This is a genomic window from Azotobacter tropicalis (assembly GCF_059739045.1).
In genome coordinates this window covers 2,477,357-2,495,351 of the sequence record NZ_AP046059.1, presented here as the reverse complement: position 1 = coordinate 2,495,351, position 17,995 = coordinate 2,477,357, and the positions used below count along the sequence as shown (strand labels likewise).

The 17,995-nt window shown below is 68.6% G+C and carries 15 protein-coding genes and 2 pseudogenes; 7 read left to right on the top strand and 10 right to left on the bottom strand.

Annotated features, from left to right (window positions below):
* The first annotated feature begins 12 nt into the window (after nucleotides 1-12).
* From fdxH to moaA, 4 genes and pseudogenes are all read left to right on the top strand, one after another.
* On the top strand, nucleotides 13-888 hold the full coding sequence (fdxH, locus tag Atro_RS11845) for a formate dehydrogenase subunit beta (protein WP_497927670.1): 876 nt from the start codon (nucleotides 13-15) through the stop codon (nucleotides 886-888).
* Nucleotides 885-1,532, top strand: coding sequence for a formate dehydrogenase subunit gamma (locus tag Atro_RS11840; protein ID WP_497922503.1), 648 nt, complete (start codon nucleotides 885-887; stop codon nucleotides 1,530-1,532). The genes fdxH and Atro_RS11840 overlap by 4 nt, the downstream gene beginning before the upstream one ends.
* The gene (gene fdhE, locus Atro_RS11835; protein WP_497922502.1) at nucleotides 1,529-2,440 is read left to right on the top strand and encodes a formate dehydrogenase accessory protein FdhE; all 912 of its coding nucleotides are present in this window, start codon (nucleotides 1,529-1,531) and stop codon (nucleotides 2,438-2,440) included. The genes Atro_RS11840 and fdhE overlap by 4 nt, the downstream gene beginning before the upstream one ends.
* Nucleotides 2,441-2,479: 39 nt before the next feature.
* Nucleotides 2,480-3,466 (top strand): annotated as a pseudogene (gene moaA / locus Atro_RS11830) (GTP 3',8-cyclase MoaA); the annotation flags it as partial.
* 71 nt (nucleotides 3,467-3,537) lie between these two features.
* Here the strand turns inward: moaA and Atro_RS11825 are convergent.
* Nucleotides 3,538-6,351: a DUF3141 domain-containing protein gene (locus tag Atro_RS11825; protein WP_497922500.1), complete on the bottom strand. Its 2,814-nt coding sequence runs from the start codon at nucleotides 6,349-6,351 to the stop codon at nucleotides 3,538-3,540.
* A gap of 257 nt (nucleotides 6,352-6,608) precedes the next feature.
* Here Atro_RS11825 and phaP point away from each other — a divergent pair, with 257 nt between their 5' ends.
* A complete protein-coding gene (phaP, locus tag Atro_RS11820) occupies nucleotides 6,609-7,142 on the top strand; it encodes a TIGR01841 family phasin (protein WP_497922498.1) in 534 nt (177 codons plus the stop codon).
* 93 nt (nucleotides 7,143-7,235) lie between these two features.
* Here phaP and Atro_RS11815 read toward each other — a convergent pair whose 3' ends face one another.
* The 7 genes and pseudogenes from Atro_RS11815 to Atro_RS11785 form a co-directional block, all read right to left on the bottom strand.
* Entirely contained in the window at nucleotides 7,236-7,724 is a 489-nt protein-coding gene (locus tag Atro_RS11815; RefSeq protein ID WP_497922496.1) for a nucleoside 2-deoxyribosyltransferase, read from the bottom strand.
* A 101-nt stretch (nucleotides 7,725-7,825) separates the two neighbouring features.
* Nucleotides 7,826-8,095 (bottom strand): DUF2790 domain-containing protein, encoded by a 270-nt coding sequence (locus Atro_RS11810; RefSeq protein ID WP_497922494.1) that lies wholly within the window; start codon nucleotides 8,093-8,095, stop codon nucleotides 7,826-7,828.
* Nucleotides 8,096-8,319: 224 nt separating this feature from the next.
* Nucleotides 8,320-8,588: pseudogene (locus Atro_RS11805) on the bottom strand (DUF2790 domain-containing protein).
* Nucleotides 8,589-9,180: 592 nt separating this feature from the next.
* Nucleotides 9,181-10,074, bottom strand: a complete 894-nt coding sequence (locus Atro_RS11800) for an efflux RND transporter periplasmic adaptor subunit (RefSeq protein ID WP_497922492.1) — start codon at nucleotides 10,072-10,074, stop codon at nucleotides 9,181-9,183.
* 24 nt (nucleotides 10,075-10,098) lie between these two features.
* Entirely contained in the window at nucleotides 10,099-10,299 is a 201-nt protein-coding gene (locus Atro_RS11795; RefSeq protein ID WP_497922491.1) for a DUF1656 domain-containing protein, read from the bottom strand.
* Nucleotides 10,289-12,466, bottom strand: coding sequence for an FUSC family protein (locus tag Atro_RS11790; RefSeq protein ID WP_497922489.1), 2,178 nt, complete (start codon nucleotides 12,464-12,466; stop codon nucleotides 10,289-10,291). Before Atro_RS11790 ends, Atro_RS11795 begins: the two co-directional genes overlap by 11 nt.
* Before the next feature lie 9 nt (nucleotides 12,467-12,475).
* Nucleotides 12,476-13,990, bottom strand: coding sequence for an efflux transporter outer membrane subunit (locus Atro_RS11785; RefSeq protein ID WP_497922488.1), 1,515 nt, complete (start codon nucleotides 13,988-13,990; stop codon nucleotides 12,476-12,478).
* Nucleotides 13,991-14,183: 193 nt separating this feature from the next.
* Here Atro_RS11785 and Atro_RS11780 point away from each other — a divergent pair, with 193 nt between their 5' ends.
* On the top strand, nucleotides 14,184-15,164 hold the full coding sequence (locus Atro_RS11780) for a LysR family transcriptional regulator (RefSeq protein WP_497922486.1): 981 nt from the start codon (nucleotides 14,184-14,186) through the stop codon (nucleotides 15,162-15,164).
* Here the strand turns inward: Atro_RS11780 and Atro_RS11775 are convergent.
* The gene (locus Atro_RS11775) at nucleotides 15,131-16,132 is read right to left on the bottom strand and encodes a substrate-binding domain-containing protein (RefSeq protein WP_497922484.1); all 1,002 of its coding nucleotides are present in this window, start codon (nucleotides 16,130-16,132) and stop codon (nucleotides 15,131-15,133) included. The two genes, Atro_RS11780 and Atro_RS11775, sit on opposite strands and share 34 nt — an antisense overlap.
* A 587-nt stretch (nucleotides 16,133-16,719) precedes the next feature.
* On the bottom strand, nucleotides 16,720-17,592 hold the full coding sequence (locus tag Atro_RS11770; RefSeq protein ID WP_497922482.1) for a BrxR family helix-turn-helix transcriptional regulator: 873 nt from the start codon (nucleotides 17,590-17,592) through the stop codon (nucleotides 16,720-16,722).
* Between the two features lie 128 nt (nucleotides 17,593-17,720).
* Between Atro_RS11770 and Atro_RS11765 the strand changes: the two genes are divergently transcribed.
* On the top strand, nucleotides 17,721-17,981 hold the full coding sequence (locus Atro_RS11765; protein WP_497922481.1) for a hypothetical protein: 261 nt from the start codon (nucleotides 17,721-17,723) through the stop codon (nucleotides 17,979-17,981).
* The last annotated feature ends 14 nt before the right edge of the window (nucleotides 17,982-17,995 follow it).

Genomic DNA, 17,995 nt, shown 5'->3' with positions numbered 1-17,995 from the left:
CTTTCCATGTCCATGCAATCCCAAGACATCCTCAAGCGCTCGGCGACCAGCGCGCTGACCCCGCCGACCCAGGTCCGCGACCACAAAGCGGAGGTCGCCAAGCTGATCGACGTGAGCATCTGCATCGGCTGCAAGGCCTGCCAGGTGGCCTGCTCGGAGTGGAACGACCTGCGCGACGAGGTCGGCCAGAACGTCGGCGTCTATGACAATCCCATCGACCTCAGCGCCAAGAGCTGGACGGTGATGCGCTTCGACGAGGTGCAGCAGGAGAACGGCAGGCTCGAATGGCTGATCCGCAAGGACGGCTGCATGCACTGCACGGACCCCGGCTGCCTCAAGGCCTGCCCGAGCCCGGGCGCCATCGTCCAGTACGCCAACGGCATCGTCGACTTCCAGTCCGAGCACTGCATCGGCTGCGGCTACTGCGTCGCCGGCTGTCCGTTCAACGTGCCGCGCATCAGCCAGGAGGACAACAAGGCCTACAAGTGCACCCTGTGCTCCGACCGCGTGGCGGTGGGCCAGGAGCCAGCCTGCGCCAAGACCTGCCCGACCGGGGCGATCAGCTTCGGCAGCAAGACCGACATGCAGCACCTGGCCGGCCAGCGCGTCGAGGAACTGCACGGCCGCGGCTACGCCAACGCCGGCCTCTACGATCCGCAGGGCGTCGGCGGTACCCACGTGATGTACGTGCTGCACCATGCCGACAAACCCGAGCTGTACCACAACCTGCCCAAAGACCCGCGCATCAGCAGCGCGATCCACGGCTGGAAGGGCTGGATGAAGCCGGCCGCCGCCGTGGCCTTCTTCGCCACCCTGGCCGGCACCCTGTTCCACTACGTCGGCGTCGGCCCGAACCAGGTCGACGAGCATGAGGAGACCGAGGTATGAACAAGCGCGACATGATCCTGCGCACCCGCTTCCCCGAGCGTGCCTGCCACTGGGTGATGGTGATCTGCTTCTTCCTCGCCGCGCTCTCCGGGCTGTCCTGGTTCTTCCCGACCCTCAGCGGTCTCGGCGCCGTGCTCGGCACGCCGCAGATGGCGCGCATCCTGCACCCCTTCCTCGGCGTCGTGGTGTTCCTCGCCCTGGTCTATCTGTTCGTCCGCTTCGTTAAGTACAACCTGCCGGAGCGCGAGGACCTCGCCTGGTTCGCCAACCTCAAGGACGTGCTGCTCGGCAACCACGACAAGCCCTTGCAGATCGGCAAGTACAACGCCGGCCAGAAGATCCTGTTCTGGGGGATCATGAGCCTGATCAGCGTGCTGCTGCTCAGCGGCCTGGTGATCTGGCGGCCGTACTTCGCCCCGGCCTTCCCCATCCCGCTGATCCGCCTCGGCCTGTTCCTGCACGCCGCCGCCGGCATCGCGCTGATCCTCTTGATCCTCGGCCACGCCTACCTGGCCTTCTGGGTCAAGGGCTCGATTTCCGGGATGGTCACCGGCTACGTCTCGCGCGCCTGGGCTAGGAGCCACCACGACCGCTGGTATCGGCAGATCTCCAGCAAGCCGGCCAAGAGCGAGGGCAGCGAATGAACAGCATCCGTCTGGTTGCCGACGAGAAGCCGAGCGGTGGCGTCGGTGCCATCGTGCCGCTGATTCTGCCTACGCTGGAAAACCGCTACGGCCGCCGCGCCGCGCGCCTGCGTCAGCTCGCCGAGGGGCACCCGATGGCCGACTACCTGCGCTTCGCCGCCGGCATCGCCGGGGCGCAGCAGCAGGTCGCCCTGGCGCTGCCGCTGCCCGCGGCGCTGGCCGCCACGCTGTCCGCCCGTCTGGGCGGGCCGCTGCCGCCGCTGGAGGCCACCGGCCTGCCGCGTGAGCGGCACTGGCGCGAACTGCTGCAGGGCCTGCTCGAACGTCTGCCGGCCGCGGCGAATTCGGCCGTGGCGCAGACCCTCGCCGGGCTGCGCGGCTGCGACGGGATCGCCCTGGAGAAGCTGGCCGACGCCCTGCTGGCCGGCGACTACGCCACGGTCGGCAGCGACCGTGCGCCCTTCCTCTGGGCCGCGCTGTCGCTGTACTGGACGCAGATGGCCGCACAGCTGTCGGCCGCCGGCCAGGCCGGCGTCGGCGAGGGGCGCCAGTGCTGCCCGGTGTGTGGTGGCGCGCCGGTGGCCAGCGTGATCCGCGGCGGCGCCCAGAGCGGCCTGCGCTACCTCCAGTGCGGGCTGTGCGAGAGCCGCTGGCACATGGTGCGCACCAAGTGCAGCCACTGCGAGGAGGGCGGCCGGCTCGACTACTGGTCGCTGGACAGCGAGCAGGCGGCGATCCGCTCGGAAAGCTGCGGCGACTGCAACAGCTACCTCAAGGTCCTCCACGAGGACCGCGACCCGCAGCTGGAGGTGATCGCCGACGACCTGGCCTCCCTGGCGCTGGACGCCGAGGTGGAGCGCCAGGGCTTCTACCGCAGCGGCCTCAATCCGTTCCTTTTCCCCGGCTGAGCGGGGGCGAGGCACCGAATCCCTTTGACGAGAATCCCCATGGCCAGTGCACTGCAAGACGGCTTCGGACGCACCATCGACTACCTGCGGCTGTCGGTGACCGACCGCTGCGACTTCCGCTGCGTCTACTGCATGGCCGAGGACATGCGCTTCCTGCCGCGCCAGCAGATCCTCGGCCTCGAGGAGCTGTACCGCCTGGCTCGGCTGTTCGTCGGCCGCGGAGTGAAGAAGATCCGCCTCACCGGCGGCGAGCCGCTGGTGCGCCGGGGCATCCTCGGTCTGTGCGAGCGGATCGCCGCCTTGCCCGGCCTGCGCGAACTGGTGATGACCACCAACGGCTCGCAGCTGGTCAGGCTGGCCCGCCCGCTGGCCGAGGCCGGGGTGACGCGCCTCAACATCAGCCTGGACAGCCTGGACCCGGCGCGCTTTCGCGCCATCACCCGCACCGGCGAGCTGGCGCGGGTGCTCGACGGCATCGAGACGGCCTGCGCCGCCGGCTTCGAGCGGATCAAGCTGAATGCCGTGGTGATGCAGGGGCGCAACGCCGACGAGGTGCTCGAGCTGGTCGACTACGCCGTGGCGCGCGGGCTGGACATCAGCTTCATCGAGGAGATGCCGCTGGGCGAGGTCGGCCGTGCGCGCGGCGAGGCCTTCTGTTCCAGCGACGAGGTGAGGGCGCGGATCGCCAGCCGCTACGCGCTGCTCGACTGCGCCGAGCAGAGCGGCGGGCCGGCGCGCTACGTGCGTCTGCCGGCGCATCCGGCCAGCCGCATCGGCTTCATCTCGCCGCACAGCCACAACTTCTGCGCCAACTGCAACCGCCTGCGGCTGACCGTCGAGGGCCGCCTGCTGCTCTGCCTCGGCCACGAGCAGTCGCTGGATCTGCGCGCCCTGCTGCGCCGCCACCCGACCGACGACCGGCCGCTGGTGGACGCCATCGACCGCGCCCTGCTGCACAAGCCGCAGCAGCACGACTTCGCCGCGAGCGGAGAGGTTCAGCTGCTGCGCTTCATGAATGCCAGCGGGGATAGCGGGAGACGTGCGCGGGGCGGGGAAGCGGTAGGAGCCGGCAAGCCGGCTCCTACCGACGTGGTGCGCTACTTGCTGCCGGGCTTGCGCGGCCGACGCGGCTTGGCGGTCTTCTGCGCCGGGGCCGAGGCCGGGGTGGTTTTCGCACTGGTCGGCGCGGCTGCGGCCGGAGGGATCTCCGTCGTGGCCGGCGTGGCTTCGACCGGAGCCGGAGCGGCCTCGATCGGAGCCGCAGAGGCCTCCGTGCCGAGCGGTGCGGCTTCGGCGGCGGGCGGCGCTTCCACCGGCTCCGCGATCACCGTGTTGGCGCGGATGCGGATGTGCGGCTTGGGCGCGGCGGCCAGCGGGGCCTCGGCCGGCACTTCGGCAGCCGGCTCGGCCGGCGTGGGTGCCGCGGCCGGTTCGACCGCTTCGGGCTCGGGAGCGCGGGCGGTGGTTTCCGGCGCGACCGCCGGGACCGGCTCGATCAGCGCATCCTGGCGGGGCGCCGGCACGGCGGTTTCGGCGGCGATGTGCACCTTCGGCGCGGCGGCCGGCGGTGCGCTTTCCGGAGCGGCGGCCGAAGCGGCCGCGCTCGCCTCGGCGGGCACCTTCGCGACCGCCTCCGGTCCTTCCAGGCGCGGCCGGGCGAAGTCCGCCGGCGGCAGTTCGAGCACCTCGAACAGCTGACGCCAGAGTGCCCCCAGCGCGCCGTCGCTGCGCAGCCAGCCGGGCTCGATGTCCATCACCTCGGCGAGGATCTGCCGGCGCACGGCGGCTTCGGGCAGCATCTCGGGCAGCGTCTGCAGGCTCTCTTCGGGATAGGCGAACACCAGCAGGTTCTGCTGGCGGGTGATTTCCCGCAGGCTGGCGACGTCCGGGATGTGCGGGTCGGCGCTGGCCCGGCGGCGGTAGTCCTTGACGATGCTTTCCAGCATGGACTTGTCCAGCCGGCCGCTGGCCCGGGCGAGCAGCAGCAGGATGCGGATCGCCGCCTCCCGCGCGCCGCCCTTCGGCAGGGTTTTGTACAGGCGCGCGAGCAGGGCCCGGTCCCGTTCGCTGGCGAATGCCTCGAGCGCTCGCGTCCGCTGGCCGCCGGTGAGGGTGCTGAGCCCGCCGTAGAGCATGTGGAAGGCCATCTCCTGGCCGGCATCGCGCAGGTCCCGGCAGGTGTCCAGGGCGTTCTCGACGCAGCCGGAGAAGAACGCCTGCCAGGCCAGCAGCGGATTGTCGGGGCGCGCCGGGCGGCGCTGCTGGCGGACCAGCCCGGCGCTGCCGGGCAGCCACCAGAGTGCCGGGTTCAGGCTGCTCCAGGCCAGCCGCTGCAGGTGGAAGGGGTGGCTCTGGCGCAACTGGTCGGCGACCGGCTCGTTGATCGCCCGGCTCAGCCAGGGGCGTACCGTCCAGTCGTAGAGGGTGCTGTTGATCGCCGAGACACGGTCGACCAATTCGAACTCGCGCTCGTCGTCGCGGCCGTCGTCCTCGGCGATGATGTCGGCGATCCGCCGCGACTCGAAATGCACCTGGTAGGACTGCGGGCCGCCATCCGGATGCGGCACGTCGTCGATGATCAGCTCGAACAGGCCGGGTGGCAGGGCCTTGATCGCGTCGATGGCGCCGAGCAGCTGGCGGTGCTCGCGGCGCGCCACCTGGCCGGAGACGAAGATGCCCAGGTGGCCGGCGCTGGCGTGCTTGAGGTAGATGATGGTGCGCCCCGAGGAGTGCAGCGCCAGGTCGGAGGGGTAGAGGTCGGCGATCCAGTTCAGGGCCTGCTGCGGCGGGGTGATGTTGTCGCCGTAGGAGCAGAACACCACCACCGGCGCCTCGATCTGGCGCAGGTCGGTGAGGGTGCCCTGGCCGCCGCTCAGGCGGTTGCCGATGAACATCTCGTCGACGATGGTCTCGATTTCCTCGCTGTTGAACAGGTTGGGGCTGCCCCACCAGCGCTCGAAATCGAGGAAGCGAGGCGCTTCGCTGTCTATGCTGGAGAAAAGCTCGTAGTACTTGTCCCACCAGGTGTGGGCCGGGTCGAGGTTCTCGAAGTTGCTGACCAGCCAGGTGCCGTCGAAGCGGCCGTTGCCGAGGTCGCTGCCCAGGCGGGTCATCCAGGCGCCGCCGAGCAGGCCGCCGGCGTAGCGCATCGGGTTGCGGCCGTTGACCCCGGCCCAGTAGGACAGCGGGGCGCCGACCACCACCAGCAGGCCCGGCAGCTCGGGACGCAGCGCCGCCAGCCCCATGAGCGCCCAGCCGGCCTGGCAGTTGCCGATCAGCACCGGCTTGCCGGCCTGGGCATGGCGCTCGCTGACCAGTTCGATGAAGCGCGCCTGGGCGAGGGCGATGTCGCCCAGCGTCTGACCCGGTTCCGAGCTGTGGCTGAAGGAGATGAAGTAGGTCGGGTGTCCGGCGCGCAGGCTTTCGCCGATCTCCGACTCCTCCTTGAAGCCGCCGATGCCGGCGCCGTGGCCGCCGCGCGGGTCGATGACGATCACCGGCGGCAGGGACGGGTCGGTCGTCTGGCCCGGACCGGGCAGGATGTGCAGCAGCGAGTAGTTCACCGGGGCCGGCAGGTCGCGGCCGTCGAGCAGCAGTTCGTGGTCGAACTTGAGCAGCACCGGGTAGCCGGCCTGGCGGTGGTGCAGGGTGTTGTCGGCGCGCTGGCGCAGGGTGTCCCAGAACAGCAGGGTGCGCTGGTTGAGGTCGCCCAGGTAGTCGAGCCAGTCGGCGGCGCCGGGCGGCTGCGGGGGGCATTCGGCCAGCCGCTGCAGGGACGCCTCCCGGCGCCGCTGGAGGCTGTCCTGCAGGTTGCTTGCCTGCAACTTCTGCAGCTTGCCGATATGCTGGAGGTAGTTGTGGAAAGAGGAGAAGCAGTCTTCCTGCTGCGCAAAAAAGGTCTCCTGGCTCATGATCACCCTCTTCGTGTCGGAGTAAGGCCAAGCAGCGCGCTCCTCCAGGGAAGCCAGCGGATGTGGATTCGTGGGGCGTGGAGGCTCGGGGACAATGGCCCGTTTCTTATAGCGGAGGGTACAGCGGCGAGCAAACTTTTTTTGCGATGCAAAAATTCCATGCAGCAAGGCATGCAGCAAAGTAATAATGCGGCAGACGGTCCGCCGCGATCCGGCGCGCCTGGCCGATCCGGTCGTTGCCTTTGGGAGATCCAGACATGTCCATCTTTGATCCGAACGCATTCCTGAGCGGCCCGCCGTCCGGGCTAGAGGCCGCGCAGCGCCTTGGCGAGGGAATGATCGACAGCAGCGAGCGGCTCGTCCGGCTGCAGTTCCAGGCGCTGCACATGGCCAGCGACAGCTTCTTCGCCGGCTGGCGGCGGCTGCTCTCGGTGCGCGGGCCGGCGCAGGCCGCCGAGCTGTCGCCGGCGACCCAGGCGGAGCGGCTGCTGGAGTACGGGCAGCAGGTCCAGGCGCTGGCGGCAGAGGGCCAGAAGGTCCTTCTCGATCTGGCCCGCCAGCAGATGGATACCGGCGCCCGGCAGCTGCGTGGCATGGTCGAGGAAGTGGCACGGAACGCCCCGGCCGACGCCGAGCCGCTGGTGGACGTCCTGACGGCCGCGGCGAAGGGCGTCGACTGCCTGTACGGGCGCAGCCTGAAAGCGGCCGGCCAGGGCGTGGTGCTGGCCGACAACGTGATCCGCCTGAGCCGCGAGGCCGGTCGCGCGGCCACCGGCCGTCCCAAGGGCTGAGCGGACGTCGGAGGAGCGGCCTCGAGCGCACTCATCGCGGCCGGGCCGCTCCCCTGGCGGTTGGCCTTCCGGCGACCGCCCCGGCCTCCCGCCTCAGGCGCCGAGATGCCGGGCCAGATCGGCGATCGCCGTTTCCGCTGTCGCGCTGTGCCCCGCCCAGCTGCAGGCGAGCATCAGGTTGCGCGGCAGGCCGAAGTCTTCCACCAACCAGCCCTGCGCATCGCGTCCGTCTGCCCCGTGGGGCACCTGGGCGCGCAGGTCGCCGGCCGGCGCGAAGCAGGCCCACACCGGCTTGCCGAGAGCCACGGCCAGGCCCGCCTCGAACACCGTGCCGGAGTCCGGCTCCGCGCCGCGGAAGGGTTCGAGATTGGCCAGCACGGCATCGGCGCTGCGCAGCAGGGCCAAATTCGCCGCGAAGATCCACTGCGCCGCCGCGGCCGGTGCAAGGCCTGCGGGCAGGGTATTGTCCAGGGGGTAGAGGCCTTGCAGGCCGTGCCAGGCGCACAGCCGCTTGAGATGCTCGCCGCGTTCGACGGCGTCGGGGCGGAATACGTCCGGTCCGGCCAGATAGATCTTCGGCATGGCGTTTCCCTCGCTGCGTTTCCGGGCGGGGCCGGCAGGGCGCCGGTCCGTCCCTGCGCTGAGGTTCGCTCGCAGGCGGGGAAAGGGCAAGCCGGGCGGCGTCAGAAACCGCCGCAGCCGCGACCCATGACGCTGTATTCGATGGTGTGCCGCTCGCCGTGGCTGTCTTCGTAGACCATCTGAATCGGCACCACTGCGCAGACGTCGGGAATCTCGTCGGTGCGGATGACCTTGGCGATATCCAGGTCCATCGAGTAATCGTAGCGCCTGGCATCGGGCGAGTCCGGGCCGCTGGCAGGCACGGCTTGTCCTTCCGCGACGGCCAAGCACGAAAAGCCGGCCAGCGCCAGCGACAAGGTCAGAGTTTTCATTGGCATTATCTGTGGGGGCCGCATCGGGGGGCGCCGGCCGGTCTCCCGAAGGAGCCGGCCGGCGCTGGTGCTCAACAGGCGGAGAGAAGCGGCCGCTGGGCAAAGGACCTTCCTGCGTCGTCAATCGCTCCCGGAAGGCCCGAGCACTGTAATGAGTACGCCGGGCGGATTACAGGGCCGATTGCGACAAGGAGCGTTGAGCGGATCGGCAACAATGCTGCCGTTTAACCGCTCTGGCAGCCGCGGCCCGTGACCAGGTATTCGAGGACGTGGCGCTTGCCCCGGCTGTCCTCGTAGGTCATCTGCACCGGCACAACACCGCAGACCTCTGGAATGGCGGGACTCTCGATGACTCGGTCGATGTCCAGGTTCATTCCATACGTATAGCGTTCCACTTCCAACGATTCCTGGGTATTCGCGGGATCGTCGGCTCCTCCTCGGCAGCCACCGCGCACGAAATCCCAGCCAAAGCCAGCAAGGCCAACGCTTTCATCGAAAATTACCTGTAGAGCGAAACTTTATCGAGAACTTGCCCGGCCTCGCGTGAGCCGGGCCAAGTACTTGTCCAACGTGTGGATATAGCGGTTGGGCAATCGGTTGCTTCCGGTTCGGCAACTTCTTTCCGGAAGGTGAGTTCATTTTAAAATTTGTGAAAAAGCCGTTACATAGGCAATAACCACAAGGACTGTTGCGTAGATAAGCAACAATGCCCGCGGCAGGCGCGGTACGCAGGGACCGTCGGCTCGACAAGGTGTCGGCATAGAGAGAGCTCTGTGCATTGCACGTCACAATGCAGGTGGCTCTTCCTGGCGAGGCGGCAAGTCCGAGAAGTTGCCGCGAAGTTGCGTCGGATATACACGCCAGAGAGAAAAGAGGTGCAGGAAAGTTTGCCGGAGAAGTTGCCCGGCAAGAGAAGAAGAACAGGCGGAAAAAGAAAGCTGTTGTTTCGACTGCCGGCGCCGGGCGAACTTGGGAGGCGCTCTGCAAGTTATGCGGAAGTTCGAAGTTCCCGGAGCGGTTCTCTGCTCGACCGGGTGGCCGGTCGGCTCGCGGCCGGGACCCGATGCCCCGGCCGCTTCCGGCGTCTACCAGCGATCCGGCAGCGGACGCGGCCGGTCAGCGGGCGGCGTGACGATCACCGTGCAGGTCAGGCCGGCCGCCAGGGTCACGCCCTCCGGCACCTCGTCGAGCTGGATGCGCACCGGAATCCGCCGCGCCAGGCGCACCCAGTTGAAGGTCGGGTTGACGTCGGCGACCAGATCGCGGCTTTCCGGGTTGTCGCGATCGTAGATGCCGCGGGCGATGCTGTCGACCCGGCCGGTCAGGCGCTCGCCGCTCATCAGGCGCAGGTCGGCCTTGTCGCCGACGCGGATCAGCGGCAGGCGGGTTTCCTCGAAGTAGCCGTAGACGTAGAAGGAGTGGCTGTCGACCAGGGCCATGGCCGCCTCGCCGCGGTTGGCGAAGTCGCCCTCGAAGACGTTGAGGTTGGTGACGTAGCCGTCCACCGGGGCGCGCACCTCGGTGCGGCTCAGGTTGAGCTTGGCCACCTCGAGCTGCGCCAGCGCCTCCTGGTAGTCGGCCTGGGAGGCGTTGGCCAGGTGGGTGGCGTTGGTGCGGCTTTCCCTCGAGACCACCATCGAGTCCAGGTCGGTCCGCCGCTCGGCGTTCTCCTGGTTCATCTGCAACTGGGCCTTGCGCGCGGCTACCAGGGCCTCGGCCTGCTTCAGCGCCAGGCGGTAGTGTTCGTCGTCGATGCGCAGCAGCAGGTCGCCCTTCCTGACCTGCTGGTTGTCCTTCACCGCCACCTTGACCACCAGGCCGGCGACGTCGGGGGCGATGTTGACCACGTCGGCGCGTACCCGGCCGTCGCGGGTCCAGGGCGAATCCATGTAATGCACCCACAACGTACGCACGATGTAGGCGGCGGCGGCGAACACCAGCAGGGTGAAGACGACACTGATGACTCTTTTCCAGGACATATCCGGGCCTATGTGGGGGGCGATTCAGCGGTAGATGTACAGGGTGATCAGCCCGTACAGGCAGGTGAACAGGCTCATGCGCAGCAGCGTGGGGTGCCAGGCGTGGCGGTACAGGCCGAACCAGGCGGCCAGCCGGTCCAGGGCCCAGCCGCCGGCCAGGGTGGCCAGGAACAGCAGGGTCAGGCTCGGCATGTAGACGCCGAACAGGGCGATTTCACGGGGCATTGGCGAGTCTCCCGGCAGCGTTGGCGGAGCCCTCGGCCAGCGGCGAGCGGGGGTCGAGCAGCGAGCTGCGGATGAAGTGCAGGTAGCTGAGGACCCGGCGCAGCGGCGAGGAGTCGAATTGCGGCGGGCGCGGCTCGGGGGTTTCGCGCACCGCCTGGATGGCCTGCTCGACCGCGGCCAGGGCGCGCTGGCGGTTGGCCTCGTCGGGCTGGATGAACAGGCGCACCAGGGCGCGGCCCATGGCCCGCACGCCCTGCTGCCAGGGCATGTCTGCTGCATAGCAGGGCTCGTCCGGCAGGCCGGCCTGCTCCTGGCGCAGCTCGATCACCGCATGGCCGATCTCCAGCACTGCGAACATCCAGCGCAGCAGCTGGCGCTGCACGTCCGGGCGGCGCGCCGCCAGGCCGTAGGCCTGGTTGAGCAGGTCGCGGGTGCCGCTCTCGAAACCGTCGACCAGGCCCTTGAGCTTGCCGCTGACGGCGAACACCACGCGCATCCGCAGGTCCCGCTCCAGGCGCCGCCACAGCCAGGGACGGTCGGGCGGCAGGATCAGCATGGAAGCCACCACCATGCCCATGGAGGCGATGACCGCCAGGTACTCGTTGAAGAAGCGGTAGGGCAGGTAGTGGGTCTGGTTGGCCGGCAGGGCGAGCATGCAGAACCAGATCAGCAGGCCGACGCCGTAGCCGAGGGTCTGCGGGCGGGCGAGCAGGAAGGCGCCGAAGGCGATCACCGGCACCAGCGAGGCATAGAGCAGGGCGAAGCCGTCCAGCCAGGGGAAGACCCAGAACTGCAGGACGAAGCCGACCACCGCGCTGCCGCTTGCGCCGACCAGCAGCTGGCGGCTCAGGCGCGCGGGGTTGGCCGAGGTCGAGCTGAGCGCCGAGACCAGCCCGGCGGTGAGCACGAAGGTGCTGCCGCTGGGCCAGGAGCTGGCCAGCCAGAAGGCGCTGAGCGCGAGGATCAGCAGGGCGCAGCGGATGCCCGCCACCGCCGCGGCCATGCCGTTGGCGCGCGGGGTGAAGCTGCCCTTCCAGTTCTCCCGGGCGTGATGCTGGTCGGCCAGCGAGGCGTGGGTCTGGGCGTAGCCGTGCAGGTCGTCGGCGAAGCGGAACAGCAGTTCGGCGGCGGTGTTGAAGTCGGTCAGCTGCGCCTCGTCGGCCTGCTGCTCGAGCAGTTGCTGGCGGCCGTCGCGGATGCGCTGCATCAGCGCCTGCTTGCTGATTTGCAGGCCGCGGGCCAGGTTCGCCGCGTCCTGCTCGTTGTACAGGCGTTCGGCGAGCGGCGCGAGCTCCGAGCCGACCTGCGCCAGGCATGGCTGCAGGGCCGCGAGGACGCGGGCGCCGCGCTCGCCCTGCAGGCGCTGCAGCAGCTGGTAGAGGGCATGGAAGCGGGTCGAGAGGACCATGAACTCGTTGTTCAGGCGCGCCAGGCGACCGCTGCGCAGACGGATGTTGGGGTCTTCGAAGGCGCTGGCGTTGCGCAGGTTCTCCAGGGCCACGGCCTGGGCGGCGAAGCGCGCGCTGAGCTGTTCCATGCGTTGCGGCTCCAGCCCGCCGGCGAGGCCTTCGCAGGCGAACCCGGCGAAGTCGCGAAAGCGCGTGGCGAGGGTGCTGCGCAGGGTGGCGCCGCTGGTCTGCGGGAGGATCAGGCCCATCACCAGGCCGGTGCAGAGAATCCCCACGGTGATTTCCAGCACCCGCCAGAGGGCCTGCATGAAGGCGCCGTCCGGGTCGAAGGTGGCCGGCAGGCCGATCATCACCGCGGTGTAGCCGGCGAGCACGCAGGCATAGCCGCGAAAGTCCCGGTAGCGTGCCGCGCCGGCGGTGCACAGGCCGACCCAGATCGCCAGGCAGAGCAAAAACAGCACGCGCTCCTGGTTGAACAGGGCGATCAGGGTGACCATCACCGCCAGCCCCAGCAGGGTGCCGATGATGCGGTAGAAGCTCTTGGCCAGGACTTCGCCGCTCTGCCGCTGCATGACGATGAACACCGTGGCCAGCACGGTGCTCGGTTGCGGCAGTTCCAGGCGATAGGCCAGCCAGAGGGCGACGAAGGCGGTGAGCAGGGCCTTGAACACGAACACCCAGGTCAGCCCCTCGCTCAGCGCCCAGTCGCCCAGGGCGCGACGGAAGGCGCCGACCGGCGCGTCAGCCACGGTTTTCATGGGGATTCCTCAGTGGCGGCCGGGAATGTGCAGGGAAATCTCGCGAGCGTCCAGTTGCTCGGGGGCGGGGCCGCCGTTCTGTGCCAGTATGCCACCGCCGAGCTCCACCCAGAGACCGGCCTGTGCGGTCAGGTGCTCGGCGTGCACCTGCTGTTCGAGGAATTGCTGGTCGAACAGCTGGGTCTGCGCCTCGAGCACCGAGCGGTAGTCGGTCAGACCGCGGCGGTAGGCTTCCTCGGCCAACTGGTAGCGGCGCTCGGCGGTTTCCAGGCCATGACCGACGAAGACCTCCTGCTCGTGCAGCGAGTGCAGGCGGATCAACTGGTCGGACACGCCCTTGAGCGCCTCCACCAGGGTCTGGTTGTACTGCTCGACGGCCATGTCGTAGGCGGCGGTGGCCTCGCCGAGCTTGCCGCGCCGGCGGCCGCCGTCGAACACCGGCAGGCTCAGGGTCGGGCCGATGCCGTAGGTCAGCTTGCTGCCGTTGGTCAGGAAGTTCAGCACGTCGCCGGTCGTCGAGCCCGAGCCGAGGAAGGCGACCAGGTTGACGTTGGGATAGAAGTCCGCCTTGGCCACCTCGATGCCGCGCGCCTCGGCGGCCACCTGCCAGCGCCGTGCGACCACGTCCGGACGGTGGCCGAGCAGCTCCAGCGGCAGGTTCGACGGCAGGGCGGGTTCGCCATGCAGCGACAGCTTCGGGCGCTGGAGCCGTTCGCCCTCGCCCGGCCCCTTGCCGGCCAGGGCGGCCAGCTGGTTGCGGGTCAGGGCGATGGCCTCGTGGATCAGGTCGACCTGACGATGGGCCTCCGGCAGCGGCGACTCGGCCTCGCTGACCTCCAGCTGGGTGCCGATGCCGATCGCCAGGCGCTTGCGGGCCAGGGTCAGGAGTTTTTCGTTCTGCTTGAGTTCGGCCTCGGCGATGTCCAGCCGGGCATGGTGCAGGGCCAGCTGAATGTAGGCGCTCACCACGCTGTTCTGCAGCTCCAGCGCTGCGGCGCGCTCCTCGGTCGCGGCCACCTCGGCCAGGCTCAGGGCCCGTTCGGTGTCGCTGCGCAGGCGGCCCCACAGGTCGAGGTCGTAGTTCATGCCCAGCGACGAGGTGTTGTTCCAGCCGGTGGTGTCGCCGAGCAGGCCGGGACCGTAGAAATAGCGGTCGGCCGGCCAGTGCTTGCGCTGCACCGAGGCGTCGAACTTCACTTGCGGCGCATGCTCCGACTCGGCGACCCCGGCCATCGCCCGCGCCTGGCGCACGCGTGCGGTGGCCACGGCCAGGTCGGGGCTGTCGGCCAGGGCCATCTCGACCCAGGCGTTCAGTTGCGGGTCTCCATAGGCTTCCCACCAACGCTCGTCAGGCCATTCCGCCTCCCTGGCGGCCTTGTCGATCGTCTTGTCGGTCAGCAGCTCGGCGTCGTTCAGACGCAGCGCTTGGGGGATGATGCCTTTGCTGTTGATGCAGCCGGAGAGTGTCGAGAACACAGCGAGCAGACTGGACAGGCAAAGGCCCGACCACAGATTGCGAGACACTGTAGTGATCCTGATATACGGGAGGAGGGCAAAAGGTCTTGCGACAGATCAATTCTAAGAGGCTGCAGGAGCCAGAATAAGGCAACAGTTTGATGATGAATTTTGTACTAAAAGGCCATAATACTTGGCAGACTTCCTGCCAGCATCAGCCCGTGATGCGCCCGGCTTCCGTCATCCAGCAGAACAGTGATCCATGGACATCCTTTCCCACATGCGCATCTTCGTCTGCGTGGCGGAGACCGGCAGCTTCACCGCCGCCGCGACCCGCCTCGACCTGACCACCTCCTACGTCTCGCGGGCGGTCGCCTCCCTGGAGAGCCACCTGCGCACCCGCCTGCTGCACCGCACCACCCGGCGCATCGCCCTCACCGAGGCCGGGCAGCGCTACCTGCAGCGCTGCGAGCAGATCCTCGGCTACATCGAGGAAGCCGAGGCCGAGGCCAGCCAGGCCCATGCGCGCCCCGCCGGCAACCTGAAGGTCCATGCAGTGACCGGCATCGGCCACCACTACCTGATCAAGGCCGTCGCCGAGTACTGCGAGCAGTATCCGGAGGTCAGCTTCGACCTGACCCTGGCCAACCGCACCACCGACATTCTCGAGGAAGGCTACGACGTCTCGGTGGTGACCGCGCCGGAACTGCCGGACTCGGGCTTCATCTCCAAGCAGCTCGGCAAGATCTACAGCGTGCTCTGCGCCTCGCCGGCCTACCTCGCCCGCCGCGGCCTGCCCCGCGCGCCGGGCGACCTCGCCGCGCACCGCTGCCTGCGCCTGGTCTATCCGGTGATGAGCCTGGACCGGTGGCTGCTCGACGGCCCGGCCGGCGAGGAGCTGGTGACCATCAGCCAGACCCATTTCCAGGTCAACACCGTCGATGCCATGACCGTGGCGCTCAAGGCCGGCATGGGGATCGGCGCCCTGCCGGTCTACTCGGCGCTGGAGAGCCTGCAGAACGGCAGCCTGGTGCGCGTGCTGCCCGAGTACACGCTCTATCCGCTCGGCGTCTATGCGCTGTACCCGTCGCGGCAGTACCTGGATGCGAAGATCCGCACCTGGGTGGAGTTCCTGCGCGACTACATCCCGCGCCATCTGGAGGCCGATCTGCGCAGCCTGGGCGAGTGCAGCCGGTCCGGGCCGGTGCCTCAGGGGGTCGCCGACGCCTTGCCGGGCAGGTAGGTGCGGCTGTCGAGCAGCACCGGCGTGGCGACCGGCTGGCCTTGCGCCAGGCGCTTGAGCATGCGGTAGCTCTGCCGGCCGATCTCGCGGCTGTCCAGGCTCAGATAGGCCTGCACCAGTCCGTCCTCGAGCAGCGCGAGCAGCTGCTCGCCGGGTTCGCTGACGGTCATGACGATGGCCGGGCGCCGGTTTTCGGCGTCGAGCGCGGCGAGCAGCGGGCCGATCTGCTGGCGAAATGCCCGCGGCTCGTAGAGCGGCCAACTGCCGAGGCTGACGATCATGTCGACCGGCAGGGTTTGCAGCAGGGTGTCCAGTTGCAGCAGCGCGTTCTGCTGATTGTCGGCACCATACAGCGGGCAGCGCCTGACCTCGTGCCAGCCGTTCTCGCCGCCCAGCGGCCCGCCCCCCGCCGCGCCATTGACGCCGCGCAGCTGCTGACGCAGGCCCGCGAGGCGTTCGCGCAGGTTGGTGTCCTGCGGGCTGCTGGTCAGCACGCACAGTCTGCCGCCCTGCGGCCTCAGGCGCTGGGCGATCTGGCCGAGCTGCCGGCCGAAGGCCGGATTGTCGATACCGACGTAGCCGTGGCGCAGATGCCGCTCGGCCGGCGCGAAGTCCGAATCGAAGGTGATCAGCGGCGTCCGCCCCAAGCGTTTCAGCGCGTGCTCGGCCAGCCAGCGGGAGTCGGTCACCGACAGGGCGATACCGTCGAAGCCGCGCTCGAGGGCCTGCTCCAGGGCGTGGTTCTGCCGGCGGAAATGCGCCGGCCCCGCCGCGCCCAGCAGCAGGCAGGTGTCGCCCTCGGCCGCCGCGGCTTCGGCGCAGCCTTCGCCGGCCTGGATGAAGAAGTGCTGGTCGGTCCGCTTGGCGAGCAGGGCGAACTGCAGGGCCTCGGCGCTGGCGAGGGGCGCGAGCAGCAGCGCACCGAGCAGGCCGGCAAGGAACGGGCGGCGGAGAGACGGTCTGTTCAAGCCGGGTCCTTGGGGCGACTGCATCCCGGCGCGCCGCCCATGCTTTCAGGGTTTTTCGTGCCTGGGAGCCCCTTGGGCGGATCCTATCTCCTGCCGAGGCGGGCATTGGCGAAACGACGATGTAGTTTAGGCGAGATTGGCGCAAGCCGCTGATCGTGGCGCGCCGGGAGGGAAGCAGCGGGAGCGGAACGGGGCTGCGCGCTCCAGCCGCCATGCCTGGCGGACGGAGGCGTTTTGCAGGCGCAAAACAAAGGAGGCGGGTCGCCCCGCCTCCTTGGTCTGTTTCGCTCTTCCCTGGTTCACCATCCTGGTGAATCGCCGTCCTGCGATGTCCCTGGCTGCCATCCTTGCCAGCCTGCGTCGTTCCGTCGACCTGAGAGTGATACTAGTCCTTCGGCCGGACGGGACAAGCGAGCGAAAAATCTCCGCTTGCCCGACGTGCATGTTGCGGTGCAGCAAAGCAGCCCCGGCGATTCAACAATTTGGCATTTGGCCAGTATTGTGCGGAAGGTGTATCCATCCCTTTTTGCTGACCTCATGTGTAGTCAATGGCTTACAAGGCGCGGCAGAAAGCGGAAGGAAACGCCTTATCGGTACAGCCAGCGTGCGAGTTCCTCCAGATTGGCCACCACGATCTGCTGGGCGGCGGCTTTCGGTTCGATCTTGGTGGTATCGATCTGGAAGCGCTGCAACACGTACTGCACCAGGGCGCCGCGGCTGGCGACCGCCAGGTGCCCGTCGCGCATGCCGTAGTCGGTTTCGATGATCGCCTTCTGCTCGGCGCTGAGGCGCGGGTCCGGTTCGATGCGGATGGTCACTTCGGTATTCCAGCCTTCGTCCCCGTCCCGGCCATGGTTCGAGGCATCCAGCAGTTCCGGCGCGCCGCGCAGGCGGCTCAGCACGAAGTCCCGGTAGGCGCGGTTCTTCTCGCAGTAGGCGCGCGCGTGCCAGCGCATGCCGGTGTAGACCAGCGTATGGGGCGCGATAAGGCGCACCTCCGGCAGCGGGTTGGCCAGGGACACGTACTCGGTTTCCAGACGCAGCCCCTCGCGGCAGGCCTTGAGCAGTGGCCGCAGCACCTCGGCGCGCACCGTGCGATCGGGCACCCGCAGCACCTCGGTGTGCGCATAGGCCAGGGCCAGGCCCTCGATGTGCGGTGCGCGCTCGTGGCTCTGGTTCAGCAGGTGCAGGTAGGCGCTGGCGCTGTCGTCGATGAACAGCGGGCGGAACTTCGGGCTGGGCACGTAGCCCTTGAGGCGCCGGTCATATGTAAGGTTTTTGGGCGCATGCTCGCTGATGTAGGTGTTGATGTCCTTGGACGCCTGCTGCCGGCTGATGCCGAAGCTCTGCATCAGGTGCTGCGTGGTCAGCCGCCCTTCCCACCAGGCGATCGTCTCGATCAGCCGATAGCGCAATGCCAGGTCCCAGCGCACCTGGGCAATCGATTGGTCCCGTTTCATGGCCTCTCCATCCGTACGAAAACTTTACCTGTACAAGTCCACATTCTGGATATGTCTTTTGAGGCTACATATCCTGCCGCGGTCACTCGGGACGTGCTGCCAGATCAAGAGGAGAAGGAATGGAAGTCATGGGTCAACTGTGCGAGGTGGACGGCCTGCTGCTGCTGGGCGGCCTGTCCGTGCTGGGTCTGCTGGCGCAGGGGCTGCGGATCGTCCACCAGGAGGATGCGCTTGCCGAGGCCTGGGCCGCCCTGGGTCACCTGCGCGACGCGGAACTGGAGCTGCAGCAGGCCTGCCGCGATCTGCGCTCGATGCTGCGCGCCGAACGGGCGCGCTGCGAGCGGCTGGAAATACAGCTGAGGCTGCTGCGCCAATGGTCGGTGGAATAGGGCAAAACGCCGTG